Origin of the sequence: Comamonas sp. (assembly GCF_009360615.1) — a bacterium.
Lineage (GTDB): Bacteria > Pseudomonadota > Gammaproteobacteria > Burkholderiales > Burkholderiaceae_C > Comamonas.
Map to the genome: position 1 here is coordinate 143,200 of NZ_SPEY01000051.1, position 16,616 is coordinate 159,815.

14 protein-coding genes are annotated in these 16,616 nt (G+C 63.0%); 5 read left to right on the plus strand and 9 right to left on the minus strand.

What is annotated here, in order from left to right; all coding sequences use genetic code 11:
* The 8 genes from E2583_RS15240 to E2583_RS15275 all read right to left on the minus strand — a co-directional run bounded on the left by E2583_RS15240 (position 1) and on the right by E2583_RS15275 (position 7,703).
* Positions 1-741: a 1-acyl-sn-glycerol-3-phosphate acyltransferase gene (locus E2583_RS15240; protein ID WP_291597043.1), complete on the minus strand. Its 741-nt coding sequence runs from the start codon at positions 739-741 to the stop codon at positions 1-3.
* 131 nt (positions 742-872) lie between these two features.
* The gene (locus tag E2583_RS15245) at positions 873-1,460 is read right to left on the minus strand and encodes an HAD-IIIA family hydrolase (RefSeq protein ID WP_291597044.1); all 588 of its coding nucleotides are present in this window, start codon (positions 1,458-1,460) and stop codon (positions 873-875) included.
* 77 nt (positions 1,461-1,537) lie between these two features.
* Positions 1,538-2,761 carry a beta-ketoacyl-ACP synthase I gene (fabB, locus tag E2583_RS15250; RefSeq protein ID WP_291597046.1) on the minus strand — a complete coding sequence of 408 codons (1,224 nt, stop codon included), beginning with the start codon at positions 2,759-2,761 and terminating at the stop codon, positions 1,538-1,540.
* Positions 2,758-3,282 carry a bifunctional 3-hydroxydecanoyl-ACP dehydratase/trans-2-decenoyl-ACP isomerase gene (gene fabA, locus E2583_RS15255; RefSeq protein ID WP_291597049.1) on the minus strand — a complete coding sequence of 175 codons (525 nt, stop codon included), beginning with the start codon at positions 3,280-3,282 and terminating at the stop codon, positions 2,758-2,760. The genes fabB and fabA overlap by 4 nt, the downstream gene beginning before the upstream one ends.
* A gap of 218 nt (positions 3,283-3,500) precedes the next feature.
* Complete coding sequence (gene lnt / locus E2583_RS15260; protein WP_291597050.1) at positions 3,501-5,144, minus strand: apolipoprotein N-acyltransferase; 1,644 nt, start codon at positions 5,142-5,144, stop codon at positions 3,501-3,503.
* A 152-nt stretch (positions 5,145-5,296) separates the two neighbouring features.
* Complete coding sequence (locus E2583_RS15265) at positions 5,297-6,178, minus strand: HlyC/CorC family transporter (protein WP_291597052.1); 882 nt, start codon at positions 6,176-6,178, stop codon at positions 5,297-5,299.
* 188 nt (positions 6,179-6,366) lie between these two features.
* Positions 6,367-7,089 (minus strand): GNAT family N-acetyltransferase, encoded by a 723-nt coding sequence (locus E2583_RS15270; RefSeq protein ID WP_291597053.1) that lies wholly within the window; start codon positions 7,087-7,089, stop codon positions 6,367-6,369.
* A 131-nt stretch (positions 7,090-7,220) separates the two neighbouring features.
* Positions 7,221-7,703, minus strand: coding sequence for an Lrp/AsnC family transcriptional regulator (locus E2583_RS15275; protein WP_003050977.1), 483 nt, complete (start codon positions 7,701-7,703; stop codon positions 7,221-7,223).
* A gap of 219 nt (positions 7,704-7,922) precedes the next feature.
* Between E2583_RS15275 and hppD the strand changes: the two genes are divergently transcribed.
* From hppD to E2583_RS15295, 4 genes are all read left to right on the plus strand, one after another.
* On the plus strand, positions 7,923-9,044 hold the full coding sequence (gene hppD / locus E2583_RS15280) for a 4-hydroxyphenylpyruvate dioxygenase (RefSeq protein ID WP_291597054.1): 1,122 nt from the start codon (positions 7,923-7,925) through the stop codon (positions 9,042-9,044).
* Between the two features lie 241 nt (positions 9,045-9,285).
* Positions 9,286-10,365 carry a tripartite tricarboxylate transporter substrate binding protein gene (locus E2583_RS15285; RefSeq protein ID WP_291597055.1) on the plus strand — a complete coding sequence of 360 codons (1,080 nt, stop codon included), beginning with the start codon at positions 9,286-9,288 and terminating at the stop codon, positions 10,363-10,365.
* Positions 10,366-10,477: 112 nt separating this feature from the next.
* A complete protein-coding gene (gene phhA, locus E2583_RS15290; protein WP_291597057.1) occupies positions 10,478-11,356 on the plus strand; it encodes a phenylalanine 4-monooxygenase in 879 nt (292 codons plus the stop codon).
* Positions 11,357-11,597: 241 nt separating this feature from the next.
* The gene (locus E2583_RS15295; RefSeq protein WP_291597059.1) at positions 11,598-14,045 is read left to right on the plus strand and encodes a DUF3772 domain-containing protein; all 2,448 of its coding nucleotides are present in this window, start codon (positions 11,598-11,600) and stop codon (positions 14,043-14,045) included.
* On the opposite strand, the gene E2583_RS15300 is transcribed toward E2583_RS15295, so the two are convergent.
* The gene (locus E2583_RS15300; protein WP_291597061.1) at positions 13,985-14,968 is read right to left on the minus strand and encodes an alpha/beta fold hydrolase; all 984 of its coding nucleotides are present in this window, start codon (positions 14,966-14,968) and stop codon (positions 13,985-13,987) included. The genes E2583_RS15295 and E2583_RS15300 overlap by 61 nt on opposite strands.
* A gap of 186 nt (positions 14,969-15,154) precedes the next feature.
* Here E2583_RS15300 and E2583_RS15305 point away from each other — a divergent pair.
* Positions 15,155-16,616 (plus strand): AMP-binding protein (locus E2583_RS15305; RefSeq protein ID WP_291597063.1); only part of this gene is annotated, 1,462 nt, incomplete at its 3' end.

Below are 16,616 nucleotides of genomic sequence, written 5' to 3' on the forward strand. Positions count from 1 at the left end.
TTACCGACGGTAAGCCTCGGGGTCCAGGCGCCGCATTTCGGACTCGATCCAGGCCTCGACCTCGGCCATCAGTTCATCGTGCTTGCGACCTACCGAAGCAATGGGCTTGCCGATGGACACATCCACCACGCCGGGCTTTTTGATGAAAGCCTTGCGCGGCCAGCACTTGGCCGAGGTAACGGCAATAGGCACCACGGGGACACCCGTCATGATGGCCAGACGGGTTGCACCGGTCTTGTACTCTCCCACTTCGCCACGATTGACTCGCGTGCCTTCGGGAAACATGATGACCCAGATACCCTGATCGAGCAGGCGCTTGCCCTGTTCCACCACCTTGTGGAAGGCGCGCGAACGCTGGGCACGGTCGATGTGAATCATGTCCAGTGCGCCAATGGACCAGCCAAAGAACGGCAGCTTCAGCAGCTCCTTCTTGAACACATAGGCCAGTGGACGCGGCATGATGGAAGGCATCAGAAACGTCTCGTAGGTGGACTGGTGCTTGACCAGCAACACCACCCCCTGCTTGGGATCGGTAGGCAGATTCTCCATGCCCTCCACCTGATACCTCACCCCCATGATCACACGGGCGCTGTCCACCGACAGCTTGAGCCAGGCACGGGCGGCGCTGTAAGCCTTGGTCGATGAGCCGCTGGTCCACTTGGCCAGCAGCACTGCGAAGGTGTAGGGAATGACGGTAATGGCCATCCACAGCATGTGGAGGACAGAGCGAATCAGAGACATGACAGCAATCGAAGGACGTGAGCGCAGACCTGAGGCCTGGCCCATTGATTTGGCACGGTTATCGACAAGAAACATAGCAGCTTGCGCTGCTCTTTCAAGCCGTTGAGTCTATTTTGACCTGAAACCCGAACTCAATGCGGGGCAGGCGCCGAATCCAGGGGCTGAGCATCCTCATCCCCCCCAAGCGGCAGCAGCCTGTTCACCACGGCCTCCAGATCGGGATAGCGCTCGCTGCCTTCGGGAAGATCGGCATCGCCACTGAACTCGGGCCTGGCAGTGGACTCCACAAACACCAGATGGGCCCCCAGGGCCTGACCCGCCTGCAGATGCTCGACACCGCTGCCAATGGCCCAGATCTCATGGCCTTCCGCACCGTAGCGGTCGGCGATCTGCTCGAACAGCGCCGCGCCAGGCTTACGACACTGGCAGTCTTCATCGGGAGAGTGCGGGCAAAAAAATACAGCCTCCACTCGCGCACCGACGGCAGCCATCTCCCGATGCATCTTGGCATGCACGGCATTGAGCTCGATCACATCGAACAGTCCGCGGCCTAGCCCCGGCTGATTGGTGGCGACCACCACATGCCAGCCGGCGCGGTTCAGGCGCGAAACCGCCTCCAGCGCACTGGGGACTGCAACCCATTCATCGGGCCGTCCAATGAAGCCTTGTGCACCCCATTGGTTCAGGGTGCCATCACGGTCAAGAATTGCGATCTTCATGAGAGAGACGGTAGACGATGACAGAAAAAAGCCCGCTTACCTCGAGGCCAAGCGGGCTTGCGATCCAAGGCTGCAGCTTACCGGCCTTCCCAGCGCTTGAGCACCAGGGAGGCATTGGTGCCGCCAAAGCCGAAGCTGTTGGACAGCACGGTCTTGAGTTCGGCATCGCGGGTGCGGGTGACCAGAGGCATGTCGCCCAGCAACGGGTCGGGGGTCTCCACGTTCACGGACCCTGCGATAAAGCCCTTGTTCAGCATGATCAGGCAGTAAATCGCCTCCTGCACACCGGTCGCACCCAGCGAGTGACCGGTCAGCGACTTGGTGGACGAGAACGGAGGCACCTGGTCCCCGAACAGCTCGCGCATGGCGCGAACTTCCTGCATGTCGCCCACGGGGGTCGATGTGCCGTGGGTGTTGATGTAGTCGATCGGCGCATCCACGGTTTCCATGGCCTGCTTCATGCAGGCGATGGCGCCATCGCCCGAGGGCGCGACCATGTCCTCGCCATCGCTGGTGGCACCAAAGCCCACCACTTCGGCCAGGATGTGGGCACCGCGCGCCAGCGCATGGTCCAGGCTTTCGAGCACCACCGCACCGCCGCCGCCGGCGATCACGAAACCGTCGCGGTTGGCATCGTAGGCACGCGAGGCCTTCTCGGGTGTCTCGTTGTACTTGCTGGACATGGCTCCCATGCCGTCGAACAGCAGCGACATGCCCCAGGACAGCTCTTCGCCGCCGCCGGCAAACATCACATCCTGCATGCCCCAGGCGATCTGCTGGGCTGCGGCCCCGATACAGTGGGCCGACGTGGAGCATGCCGAGGTGATGGAGTAGTTGATGCCCTTGACCTTGAAGTTGGTGGCCAGGCAGGCCGACACCGTGGAGCTCATGCAGCGTGTGACCTGGTAAGGGCCGACGCGGCGGATACCTTTTTCACGCAGCGTATCGGCTGCCTCGATCTGATTGGCCGGCGAGCCGCCGCCCGAGCCCATGATGAGACCGGTGCGCGGGTTGCTCACCTGTTCGGGCGTGAGACCGGCTTGCTGGATCGCATCTTCGAGAGCGATCTGTGAATAAGCCGCAGCATCGCCCATGAAGCGCAGCTGCTTGCGGTCGATGCGCGCCTCGATATCGATCTCGGGAATGCCTGCCACCTGCGAGCGCATGCCCAGCTCCGTGAACTCGGGCATGGCCTTGATGCCGCTCTTGCCCTCGCGCAGCGAGGCCTCCACCGTTGCCAGATCATTGCCGATGCACGAGACAATGCCCGCGCCGGTGATCACTACCCGCTTCTTGCTCATGCTGCCGTTCCCTTGGCATCACCTTCACGCAGGAACAGACCCACGCGCAGGTCATTGGCCACGTAAATTTCCTTGCCGTCGGCCAGCAGGCGTGCGTCGCCGATGGCCATGTTCAGCTTGCGCTTGATGACTCGCTTGATATCAATTTCATATGTCACGAGTTTGACATCGGGGCCCACTTCGCCAGTGAACTTGACTTCACCCGCACCCAGTGCGCGGCCGCGACCGGGCAGGCGCAGCCAGGTCAGGTAAAAGCCGATCAGTTGCCACATGGCGTCCAGGCCCAGGCAGCCGGGCATCACGGGGTCGCCTCGGAAGTGGCAATCAAAGAACCACAGATCGGGCTTGACGTCCAGTTCCGCAACAATCTTGCCCAGACCATGGGCACCGCCGTCCTCGTCGATATGCGTGATGCGATCAAACATCAGCATGGGAGGCAGGGGCAGGCGTCCGCTATCGGGACCAAACAGCTTGCCTTCACCGGAAGCGATCAGTTGTTCGTAGGAAAAAGATTCAGCCATTCTCTCAATTGCTCCGCGGCAGCCTGTGCAAGCTACCTGTTACTCTATATTTGGGGTGACGGGACCCGAGCCTCTGCGCGCGCGCACTGCGGGCGGTACAACATGGGATTATCAAGGCTCGCAGCCCTACCCGGGACACAATACCCGTTTTCAGGCCCAAGACTCTGCCACAAATGCCACAGCCTCTGAGGCCGGCATGGCTTATTCCGTGCGCGCCACTACGCCTTACCCGGCCTTTTGGACGGCCGCCAGGCCAAGGCACAGAGCACAAGGCACAGCAGCGTCAGAGGCGTCAGGCCCAAGGCATGCACCCAGCGCGCATAAGGCGTCAGCCCCTCGCGCCCCTGAACCCGCCCCTGCAGCACCGCGCGCTCGAACGGCGCCAGTGCTTTCACCAGTTGCCCCCTGTGATCGATCACCACCGTGGCGCCGGTGTTCGTCGCGCGCAACATGGGGCGCTCGAACTCCAGCGTTCGCATGCGGCTGATTGACAGATGCTGATCAATGGCCACGGAATCCCCGAACCAGCCGATATTGCTGAGATTCACCAGCACCGTGGGAGCCGTCGCCGCATGGCCGAAATGGGCTGCCAGCTCTTCGCCGAAAAGATCCTCGTAGCAGATATTCGGTGACAGGCGCTCGCCCGCCCAGTTCATGGAAGGCTGGCCCAGTGCGCCGCGGTTGAAGTCGCCGAGCGGGATATTCATGAGCTCGGTGAACCAGCGGAACATGGGTGGAATGAACTCCCCAAACGGCACCAGATGGTGCTTGTCGTATTGATATGGACGGTCCTGCCCAGGCAGCCAGCCTTCGACCGTGTTGGTGAAGCCCTGGTCCCAGTTGCCCAGCGGAAGCCCCACCAGCGCCGCACGGCGGGAGTCCTTGGCGACAAAAGGTGCACGCACGAAGTCCAGATAGCCCTCGGGAAGCTGCTGGGGCAGCAGCGGAATGGCTGTCTCGGGTGCCACGACCAGTTGCGCCCTGGCGTCATGCAGCTGCTGGGCATACCAGCGCAACGCCACCACGACGCCCGAGCCCATTTCAAACTTCTCATCCTGGGGAATATTGCCCTGCAGCAGCTCCACGCTCATGCCGGTCTGCTGGCCGGGCGCGGCAACGGCGCTGTCGCGCGACCACCACAACCCTCCCCATGCCAGGCCCAGGGCCAGGGCGCAGACCAGGGCCGGCCCGGATTTCAGCACTGCGGACCGGGTCTGGGCACGCCAGACCAGCAGGGCCAGCCAGGCCGCTGCCCAGGACGCCACGAAGCCCGTGCCATAGACGCCAATCCAGCGCGGCAGTACGGCCAGGGGGCCTTCCACATGGGCATAGCCGCCGGCCCCCCAGGGGAAACCGGTCCAGAGCCAGCCGCGTGCCAGCTCGGCCAGGGTCCACAGTGCTGCAAAAACCAGGGTTGACAGCGCGGCAGGGACCTGCACCAGATGCTTGAAACACCATGCGGCCACGGCGTAATAGCAGCCCAGAAAGCCCGCGAGTGCCAGAACGGCAGCCACCGCCAGAGGTGCCGCGAGGCCGCCATAGGTGTGCATGGAGATGAATAGCCACCAGAAGGTGGCAGCCAGCCAGGCCAAGCCGAACAGCCAGGCCCGGCCTGCCGCCCGGCCGGCGGTGCGAGCCCCCAGCAGTGCATGGACCAGCACCGCCAGGGACAGAATCTGCAGCCACCACATCGGACGGCCATAGCCTCCGGCCAGGCTCAACCAGCCGTCACCCTGGCCGCGAGCCCAGGGCCAGGCTAGCGAAAGAGCCTGCAGGCCGCCGGCAAGGACTAGCAACAGCGTGCTCATCCAGCCATGTGGTCTGGCAGCAGCAGTCTCAACGGAAGATGCAGTGGTGGTCATAGGAGTCGGCTGGCACGAGCAAAACACCCAACCGGATGGTTGGGTGAATTCAAGCATACGAGGTATGGCCAGGACTGGTGCGAAACAAGAGGCACAAGCAGTATCTCCACCGGCATCACACAAGGCCCGACCCGGATTTGCGCAAATCGCGATCAGTTGCGAACCAGGCTGTCCGGCGAAGGATCGCGCACCACCTTGAACCAGCGCACCGCACCGCCCTTGGTGTGGAGCACGGTGAACTCCAGGCCACCCAGGTGAATCTGCTCGCCGCGCCTGGGCACATGGCCGATTTCATGGGCGATCAACCCTCCGATCGTGTCGAACTCGGCATCGGGATCGCTGGCATGCAGCGAAGTCTCGAACTCCTCGCTCACATGCTCGATGCTGGCATCGCCTGCAACGCGATAGCTGTTGTCGGCCAGGGCAAAGATATCGCCTTCGTCCTCGGGGATGTCGAACTCGTCCTCGATCTCGCCCACGATTTCTTCCAGTACATCCTCGATCGTCACCAGGCCGGCGACACGGCCAAACTCGTCGATGACGACCGCCAGATGATTGCGATTGGCGCGGAACTCGCGCAGCAGATCATTCAGGCCCTTGCTCTCCGGCACGAAGACGGCGGGGCGCACCAGCGCACGAATGTTCAGTGTGGGAGAACGCTGCAGCTTGAGCAAATCCTTGGCCATTAGAATGCCAATGATATTCTCGCGCTCGCCCTGGTAGACCGGAAAGCGCGAATGTGCCGTGGTGAGAACCTGGTGCAGGATTTCTTCGTAAGGAGCGTCAATATTGACGAGGTCCATGCGTGGCGCAGCCACCATGACTTCCCCGGCGCTCATGTCGGCCATGCGGATCACGCGCTCCAGCATGACGCGGGACTCGGTGCCGATGACCTGGTTGTCTTCGGCTTCGGCCAGGGTTTCGATCAGTTCATCAGGAGATTCCGGTGCCGGATGGATGAACTCAGCCACCTTTTGCAGGAAGCTTCGCTTGTCTTCCTTCTCGGGAAGGCGCGCAGGATGGGGGTCGGACACTGTCTTGGAGTGCAGGACGTGCGGTAGTCAAACAAGTCTCCAAGAATAACGGATTGTGTTGGCAGACGGCTTGCCAGCTCACAAAAGCCATGAACCGCTATCTCTGGGCGAGTTCAGGCAAAACTGTTTTGATAGCAGACAGCGCTTGTCTATGCTGCTCTGCTGCCGAACCGGCTTCACAAGACGGATTACTCGCCCGACTTGTGCCGACCTTCCTGGACGCCCTTGCGCACTTCCTGCACACCGGCCAGAAAAGTCCAGAAATTGACAGCCTGCTTCTTGAGCTGGTAGTCCATCTCGCCCAGATGCTCGGTCACCAGGTCGCTGACATGGGTCTCGAAGTCGGCAGGCGGCAGCTCCAGGTAGGCTTCCGACTCCGAGCCCTCGCGCTTGACGGTGGCACCGGCGTTGCGCGCAATCTTGAGCATGGCCGTGTTCTCGGACAGCGCATGAATGAACATCATGCTCACGTTCTTGCTGCGCGCATGCAGCACGGCACGCGCAAACAAGCGTGCACCCAAGCCCTTGCCGCGTGCGCTCTTGAGCACGGAAACGCCGAATTCCGCGCATTTCTGATGCTCGGGATGGCCGGCAAAGGCCAGGTGCGCCATGGAAATCAATTCCAGCCGACGGTTGAAGATGCCGAAAATATCGTCGCGCTCGAAATCAAGCTGCTCGACATAGCGACGCACCTGCTCGTCGTTGGCCGCATAGCCGAACCGCAGATAGCGGTCACGCGCATCCAGCTTGAGCAGATGCTTGACAATGCGGTCGCGATGGCGCGGACTCAGCGAACGGATAGGCACCAAGGACGGCGAGCGACGCTCGGCGCCATGGGCCTTGCCCATGTCTCGCAGCCAGCCGGAGCCGGCCTTCCAGGGCGATGTCAACCAGTCTTTGGGGAGGTTCATAGCCTGAAATATAGGTAAAAACCCGAATCTTCACAAGCACCATATTGCATTGCAACATTCTTGTAAGGATTTGGCGTTAATTCAACACCTTAGCGTCTATTTCCGGCTATGCCACGATCCGCTGAGAAGAACTACAGCGGCACGGCCGTCGTGACCTTGACGCGGTCCATGACAAAGCTGGTTTTGCAGTCCTGAACGCTGGGGTGTTTGAGCAGCGTGTCCATGATGAAGCGACTGTAATGCTGCATGTCCGCCACCACCACCCGCAGCAGATAGTCCATCTCGCCAGTGAGGGAGACGCACTCGACCACCTCGGGCCAGGTCTGCACGCTGGCGCGAAACACATCCATCGGATTGCGCTTGCTGGTTTCGGTATATTTTTCCAGACGCACATTGATATAGGCCGTCAGGCCCAGGCCCACAGTCTCGGGCTGTACCAGGGCCACATAGCGGTCGATGACCCCGTTTTCCTCCAGCCGCTTGACTCGGCGCAGCACGGCACTGGGCGAGAGGCCGACCTGCTCCCCGATGACGTCATAAGTTTCTCGGCCATTGGCCTGCAATCGGCGCAGAATTGCCTTGTCCAGTTTGTCGATGGTGTGCATGGGACTCATGGCGGCAGATTATAAAAACAGCGCAGTTTTTCTTAATGGTTAACCCTTGATAACCATTTAAATTGCATGAAATCATATTTCCATGCAATTTTCATGCATTGACGGGTTTGTCGCCAAGCCATTTTTGCATGAAGCTTGTCTGCTGCCTGTCCTACAGTGAATCCATCGTCGACACCTGTTCTTCATGTGTTGTGCCCCTATCCGATGGAGACCTCTGCCATGAACGCCCCACTGACCCAAAGCAACGCCAGCCCCTTCCAGACCTGGGACAACCCCATGGGAACGGACGGCTTCGAGTTTGTCGAATACGCCGCCCCCGATCCCGTGGCCATGGGCCAGCTGTTCGAGCGCATGGGCTTCCAGGCGATCGCCAGACACCGCCGCAAGAACGTGACCCTGTATCGCCAGGGCGAGATCAACTTCATCATCAATGCCGAGCCCGACAGCTTTGCCCAGCGCTTCGCGCGCCTGCACGGCCCCAGCGTCTGCGCCATCGCCATCCGCGTCAACGACGCCAAGTACGCCTACGAGCGAGCCACTTCACTGGGGGCCTGGGGCTACGCCCAGCAGGCCGCCCCCGGCGAACTGAGCATTCCCGCCATCAAGGGCATTGGCGATTCCCTGATCTATTTCATCGACAAATGGCGCGGCAAGAACGGCGCCAAGGACGGCGATCTGGGCAACATCAGCTTCTTCGACGTGGACTTCGAGCCTCTGCCCTGTGCCGACCTCCACCCCGAGGGCCTGGGCCTGACCTATATCGACCACCTGACCAACAACGTCTACCGCGGCCGCATGGCCGAGCTGGCCGAGTTCTACGAGCGCATCTTCAACTTCCGCGAGATCCGCTACTTCGACATCGAAGGCCAGGCCACAGGCGTCAAGAGCAAGGCCATGACCAGCCCCTGCGGGAAGATCCGCATTCCCATCAACGAGGAAGGCAACGACAAGGCCGGCCAGATCCAGGAATATCTGGACATGTACCACGGCGAAGGCATCCAGCACATCGCACTGGGATCGACCAACCTCTATGACACCGTGGACGGTCTGCAGATGAACGGCATCAAGCTGCTGAACACCAGCGAGACCTATTACGAACTGCTGCCCAAGCGCATCCCGGACCTGCAGGAGCCCATCTCCGAGCTGCTGGCGCGCAATATCCTGGTGGACGGCCAGCCCGGCGAACTCCTGCTGCAGATCTTCAGTGAAAACCAGCTGGGCCCCATCTTCTTCGAATTCATCCAGCGCAAGGGCAATAGCGGCTTTGGCGAGGGCAATTTCAAGGCGCTGTTCGAGACCATGGAGCTCGACCAGATGCGCCGCGGCGTGCTCAAGGCCTGAGCTGCGACGGAGCCGATCATGCACCGCCCCGGCCAACACCCGCCACTCGCGTTCGCTGGCAGTGTGGCCGGACGGGGACCTGGTGCAACGATGTGCGTCAAAAAGATACCAATGGTTACCACTCCGTCAAACGGACCATGTGGCGCGCGCTTTCCGTCCCTATACTTTCCGTCATGCTGCACTGCCGCATTCACGCCCGGCGTGAATCCCCGCAGCCCGCCTCAACGCCCGGAAGGATCAAGTGTCGCGCCTCCATCAGCCCCCCGCTACAGCCCCCGAGGACTGCAGAGCACCGGGGCCGGACGCGCCCCTGCTCTCCCGTCGCCAGGCCCTGTCGCTGGCGGCGGCTTCGGCCACGACCGTGTTTGGGCACAGCGCGCACGCTGCAAGGGATGCGAGTGCCCTGCCTTCGAATTCCAGCCGCAGCCGCAACGAACTCTCGCTGGTCGTCCCCTATGCGGCGGGTGGGCCGCTGGACCGCTCGGCGCGCAAGCTGGCGCAGGAAACCACGGCCCTGGGCAATATCAACGTGCTCAATGTCCCGGGAGAAGGGGGTGCGACGGGTGCCGCCATGGTGGCCCGGGCAGGCGCACGCGAGCCCATGCTGCTGATGGGCGCCGTGGCCACCCATGCCATCCTGCCCTGGCTCAACCCTCAGCTGCCCTACGATCCGCTGCGCGACTTTCAGCCGCTGACGCTGGTGGCCCGCATGCCGCATGTTCTGGTCATGCGCAGCGAGCTGGCCATGCAATGGCGCATCTATGCGCCCGAGGATTTGCTGCGCTTCATGTCCAAGCACCGTCAGCCCCTGCGCTATGCCTCGGCGGGCAACGGCAGCATCGGCCATATCGCGGGCCAGTGGTTCCAGTCGCTGACCCAGGTGCCGCTGCAGCATTTGCCGTTCGGCGGGGCCAGGCCGGCGCTGTCGGCACTGCTCGAGGGAACCGCCGATCTGATGTTCGACAACATCGCCTCGGCCCTGCCCCATCTGCGCGCCGGCAGGCTCAAGGCGATTGGCGTGACCTGGCGATCGCCGCTGCCGGCTCTGCCGGAGGTGCCCAGCCTGGACGAAAGCATCAAGGGCATGAATCTGAGCACCTGGTTCGGCATCTTTGCCACCGCAGGCATCACGGACAGCCAGGCCAGACGCTGGTCGGAAGCTTTTGGCCAGACGCTGCAAAGGCCAGAGGTACAGCAGTATTTCGATGCCATGGGCGTGGTGCGCGACGACCTGCGCCTGCAGGACTTTTCCCGTCTGGTGCAGGCCGAGCATGCGCGCTACGGGCAGCTGCTCAAGCGCACCCAGGTGCAGATGCACTGAGGCCGCCCCGGGCGCGCTTTTCTCGTTTTTCCCGCTTTCCCTTCACTCCGCTGCGACCCGGCCATGAGCCGTGGCCGCAGTCTTTGCGACCCCTCACCCCAGGGAGTGCCTCATGAACCACATCCAGAGCAGCACCGCAGGCGCCGTGGGCGCAGCACCCGTCGTCTACGGCCAGTCCGACCGCCCGCCGCGCGGGGACTACACACGAGCCCATGCCGACTACACCTGCACGCAGGACTATGCGGCCTACACCGAGGCCGAGCATGACACCTACCATCGTCTCTACGAGCGCCAATCCGCCCTGCTGCCAGGCCGTGCCAGCCAGCATTTCATTGACGCCCTGCCGTCGCTGGGCGCCAAGGAACGCATTCCACGCTTCGAGGAAGTCAACGAACGCCTGTTCAAGGCCACGGGCTGGGAGATCGTGGGCGTGCCGGGCCTGATTCCCGAGGTGCCGTTCTTCTCGCTGCTGGCCCAGCGCAAATTCCCGGTCACGGACTGGATACGCAAGCCCGAGGAGTTCGAGTACATCGTCGAGCCCGATATCTTTCACGACCTCTTCGGCCATGTGCCGCTGCTGTTCAACCCCGTCATGGCCGATTTCATCCAGGCCTATGGTCAGGGCGGCCTCAAGGCGGCCGAGCTCGGCGCCTGCGAGATGCTGTCGCGCCTGTACTGGTATACGGTGGAGTTCGGCCTGATCCGCGAGAACGGCGGCGTGCGTGCCTATGGCGCCGGCATTCTCAGCTCCGTGGGCGAGCTGGAGTACAGCGTCAACAGCCCGCAGCCCCATCGACTTCCGCTGCAGCTGGAGCGCGCCATGCGCACGCTCTACAAGATCGACACCTATCAGCAGACCTATTTCGTGATCGACGATATGCCCCATCTGCTGAACCTGGCGGATACCGACTTTGCGCCGCTGTACGAACAACTGCGCCAGTTGCCCACCATCGGCGCCAAGGAGTTGCTGCCCGGCGAACAGCTGATTTAGTCAGCGGATGTATACCGAAGCGCGCCCCGCACAGCGCGAGTCCCTGCGCCGGGTTTCCGGATGGAAATTCGGCCTCATGCCTTGTCGATGAAGCGCATATCGCTCCATTTTCAGTAGCATTCGAAGCCGGGCACCCAGGCCGCAGGCACGGCTCCTTCCGGCTGCGCCCTGAAACCCTGCCCGCTGCATTGCACCTATAGTGAGCGCCAGAGGCAAACTGCCGCCCACTCACTTCTTCACAATGCATTACCGCTGCAACCCACTGCTGCGCTGGCTTTTAGCGCTCCAACTTTGCATAGGTCTGGCCGTTGCGGCCGAGCTGCCTGCCAATGGCGACATCCAGACCACGTCCATCGCCCAGATTCAACAGGCATCGACCGCGCTGGACAAGGTACGCCAGTCGCTGGACGATGCCGACACCTCCGAGACCCTGCAGGCCCTGTCCGAGAAAGCGCTGCAGTCCAAACGCGACGCCGACAGTGCCGTCACGGCGCTGGAGCCGCTGCTCAAGCAGATCGATGCCCGCATTGCCCAGCTGGGGCCGGTGGCCGAAGGCAGCGAGGAATCCCCGGAGCTGACCCTGCAGCGCAAGGATCTGGCCCAACAGCACAGCGAGCTGGACTCCGCGCTCAAGCGCGGCAAGCTGCTGTCCATGGAGGCCAAGCAGACCACGGACAGCATCGAGAAAATCCGCACGCAGCAGTTCAATGCGCAGATTGCACGCAAGGTGGCGTCGCCGCTGTCGCCTTCGCTGTGGAAACAGTTTGCCGAGCATCTGCCCACCGACCTTCAACGCATTGCGGCGCTGACACGCCAGGGTCGAGCCAGCTTTGGCGCGGCCATTGCCGAACATGGCTGGTCAGCCACGCTGGCCGGCATTGCCCTGGCGCTGTTCGTGATGTTTCCGCTGCGCATCGGCCTGCGCTATGCCGGTCGCAAATTTGCAGCCTCCGAGCACGCACCCAACGGGCGGCTGCGCCGGACCGGCCTGGCCGTATGGATGCTGGTGGTCGGCTCGGCGCTGCCGGGCCTGGCCAGTCTGGTGTTCATCGAAAGCCTGCGCTCCATCGACGCGATTGCGCCGCGACTGCAAACCGTGGCCGACGCCTGGATTCAATCCTCATTTGTCGCAGCCTTTTTCCTCTCCGTCAGCGCCTGCCTGCTGGTGCCCAAACGTCCCACCTGGCGCCTGCTCAATATCGACGACATCGCCGCCCCGTCACTCACACGCTTCGCCTGGGGGGCCGCCGGCCTGACCTGGTTCTCGATGATGCTCAACGCGGTGGACATAGCCGCACGCACCAGCGCCGTCAGCAGCGTGGCCCTGGACGGACTGATCGCACTGATCTATGCCGTGCTCATCATGTCGGTGTTGATGGTCATCAACCAGCAACGCAAGCGCCAGCAACAGGCTGAGCGCGAAAAAGCCGCCCACCATGGTGACGATTACCGTCCTGCGGCCACCAGCCGCTGGCTGATGCTGGCCTGGCTGGGCGGACACCTGACGGTGCTGGCCGCGCTCATCGCGGCGCTGATCGGCTACCTGAACTTTTCGGTCTTCGCAGCCACGCAAATGGTCTGGATCACCGTGGTGGTGCTGGCGACCTCGCTGCTGATGAAGTTTGCCGACGACCTCTTCACCTGGCTGTGCTCCAGCGAGAGCCGTATCGGACAGGGCTTCGCTGCAGGCACGGGACTCAAGCAGTCGCGTCTGGAACAGATCGGCGTTCTGCTGTCGGCCTTCACGCGTGTCTGTCTGTTGCTGCTGGGGCTGATGGCGCTGATCGCACCCTTTGGCAACTCCAGCAGCCTGATCGTGCTGGCCGATACGCTGACCAACGGGCTGCCCGTGGGCGACTCCTTCCTGCGTCCGATGACGATCTTGCGCGGCCTGCTGGTGCTGGTGGCCGGACTGACGCTGTTCGGTGCCTTGCAGCACTGGCTGGTGGAGACCTTTCTGCCCAAGACCGAGCTGGACATAGGCGCACGCAACTCCATCAGCACCGTGGCACGCTATACGGGCATTTTGCTGTCCGGCCTCTGGACACTGGCCGCCCTGGGCATAGGCTTTGAAAAGGTGGCTCTGCTGGCCAGCGCCCTGTCGGTGGGCATCGGCTTTGGTCTGCAGGCCATCACGCAGAACTTTGTCTCGGGCCTGATTCTGCTGGCCGAGCGCCCCGTGAAGCTCGGGGACCGCGTGCGCATCGGCGACCAGGTCGGCGATATCCGCCGCATCAGCGTGCGCGCCACCGAGATCCAGACCGATGACAAATCCACCGTCATCGTGCCGAACTCGGAATTCATCACCAAATCCGTGCAGAACCTGACCATGGACGGTGCGCTGGGCCGTATCTCGATCGCGTTCTCGGTGCCGCTGAACACCGACATCGTCCATCTGCGCGAGGTGCTGCTGGGCCTGTATGCCGAGCACGAGGCCGTACTGAGCACCCCTGCACCATCCATGTATGTGGACTCCATCAACGGCAGCGTGGTCAACATCACCAGCTTCGGCCATGTCTCCAGCTCGCGCAATGTCTACAGCACGCGCAGCGACCTGCTGTTCGGCCTGCTGCAGCGCTGTGCCGAGCAGAAGATCGCCCTCGTTTCCGCCACCGACATCCACCTGATTCAGGACCCGCAGCCCCGTGCTCCGGGGCCGGCTGCGGAGGCACCGCCTTCGGCAGCCTGATGACACTCCTGCAGCGCAGCCCGCAGCTGCAGGCAGTGCTGCCAGACACGCGGGTCAAACAGCAACTGCATATGCGCAGCATCGTCGACCTGGTGGCACTGCGCATCCGGCAGGATCGCCAGGTCGGGAGGAAAGACGATGTTGTCGCTGCTGCTGCACCAGCAGCTGAAAGACACATCCGGGGGCGGCGGCCCCAGCCGCCGCAGCCAGTCGCTGCCCTCGCGCATGTCCACGGCAGGCAGGCGCTGCGCAAACCGAGCCAGCCAGGCTCCGCCATGGGGCGTGGCCACCGTGACCACATGGGCCGCATGGCGCCCACGCTCGTCGGCATCGAGCCGCTTGAGCCAGGCCCGCACCACCAGACCGCCCATGCTGTGCGCGACCAGCAGCGGAGCACGATGCGTGCGCTGGACAATCTCCTTCACGCATCTGTCGAGATCGTCCACCATGGCATCGACAGGACTGCCATGCGCGGGCTCCAGCGTCATGGCCATGCAGGGAATTCCGCGTGCCTTGAGACCGCGCAGCCAGACGGCCCACACGCCACGGTTGCAGAAATAGCCGTGCACCAGCACCACGCCCACCTGCCCTCGCATGGACTCGCCCCGGCAATCCGCAGGCACTCCATCGGGCTCGGCATGTTCGCCAAAAGGAATCTGCCAGCCGAACAGCCGCCAGGCCCAGCGCCACTCCGACAGCCAGGCTTGCAGCGCGACCTTGGCAGGCGGCAGCGGCACGCCCCGACTGCGCAGCACCGCCCGCATCATCAGCATCTGCGTGCCCAGTTGCAGACCGGCTCCGCTCGCAATCAGCATCGCGCCCGCCAAGGCCACGGTGGCCGAGCGCGGCCACCAATAGCTGCACCAGAGCAGCAGCGCCAGCCAGCTGCCCGTCACCACACAGCGCCAGAACCAGGTATTCAAAGCGGCACCTCCTCATGCGCAGCGTAGCAAGCATGGCGGTCCACGCCTAGGACAAGCCCCCGTAGACCCTGGCAGACCGCATCCGCAGAATCATCCGCAGCGCAGGTTTCGCACGCTGGCTCCCGTTGTTCAACCCGCCGCCCCTCTTCCCTGGACGACGGGCGGCTTCTGCAAGGTCACTCTTCCATGGACGCTGCCGCACCCTGGTTCAAGAACTATCCGCCCGATGTGCCGCACGATGTACAGCCCGGGCAGTACCGCTCCCTGGTACATCTGCTCGAAGAAGCCTTTTCCCAGCATGCTGAACGACCTTTTTCCGTCTGCATGGACCGCTGGATGAGCTATGCCGAGCTGGACCGATTCTCCGCACAGATGGGAGCCTGGCTGCAGAGCCTGGGCCTGGAGCCGGGCGCGCGCGTGGCCATCATGCTGCCCAATGTGCCGCAGTTCGCCGTCAGCATGGCCGGGGTGCTGCGCGCAGGATTCACCTGCGTCAACGTCAACCCGCTCTACACGGCGCGCGAACTCGAACACCAGCTCAGGGACTCGGGCGCCACAGCCATCATCATTCTGGAGAACTTCGCCCACACCCTGGGCCAGGTGCTGGAGCGCAGCTCCATCCGCCATATCTGCCTGACCGGCATGGGCGATCTGCTCGGCGGCCTGTATGGCAGCTGGATCACCTTTGCCGTGCGCCATCTGGCCAAGATGGTTCCGGCCTTCGATCTGCCTCTGAGTGACGGTGCCGGTCTGACGCGCCAGGTCACGCTGTTCAACAAGGCCCTGGCCGAGGGCGCAGGACGCAAGCTCGTCGCCAGCACGGCCACGCTGGATACGGTGGCCTTTCTGCAATACACCGGCGGCACCACGGGCCTGTCCAAGGGTGCGGTGCTGACCCACCGCAATATCGTTGCCGCCACGCTGCAGGCCCACACCTGGTTCACCCCGGCGCTGGAAGGCCGGGTCAGGGCCAACGAAACCCATATCGTGGCGGCCTTGCCGCTCTATCACATCTTCGCGCTCACCGTGAGCCTGTTTGCCATGCGACTGGGCGGCAGCCTGAGCCTGATCCCCAATCCGCGCGATATCCCGAAATTCGTCAAGGTGCTCAAGAAGCGCCCCTTCCACGTGCTGCCCGCCGTGAACACCTTGTTCAACGCCCTGCTCCACAACCCCGAGTTTCGCCAGCTCGATTTCTCGCAACTGTTCATCTCCCAGGCCGGCGGCATGGCGGCGTCCGAAGGCACGGCGCGTCAGTGGCAGCAGACCACGGGCTGCGCCATGATCGAAGGCTGGGGCATGAGCGAGACTTGCGCCATCGGCACGAACAATCCCGTGACCAACAAGGAGTTCACCGGCACCATCGGCCTGCCGCTGCCCGGCATCTCGGTCGCCATCAAGGACGATGAGGGCCGCGACCTGCCCAACGGTCAGGCGGGCGAGCTGTGCATCAAGGGCCCCAACGTCATGCAGGGCTATTACAACCAGCCGGCAGAAACCGCCAAGGCCTTCACGGCCGACGGCTATATGCGCACCGGCGACATCGGCGTGCTGGACGACGAGGGCTACACCCGCATCATCGACCGCAAAAAGGACATGATGGTGGTCAGCGGCTTCAACGTCTATCCGAACGAGCTGGAAAACGTCA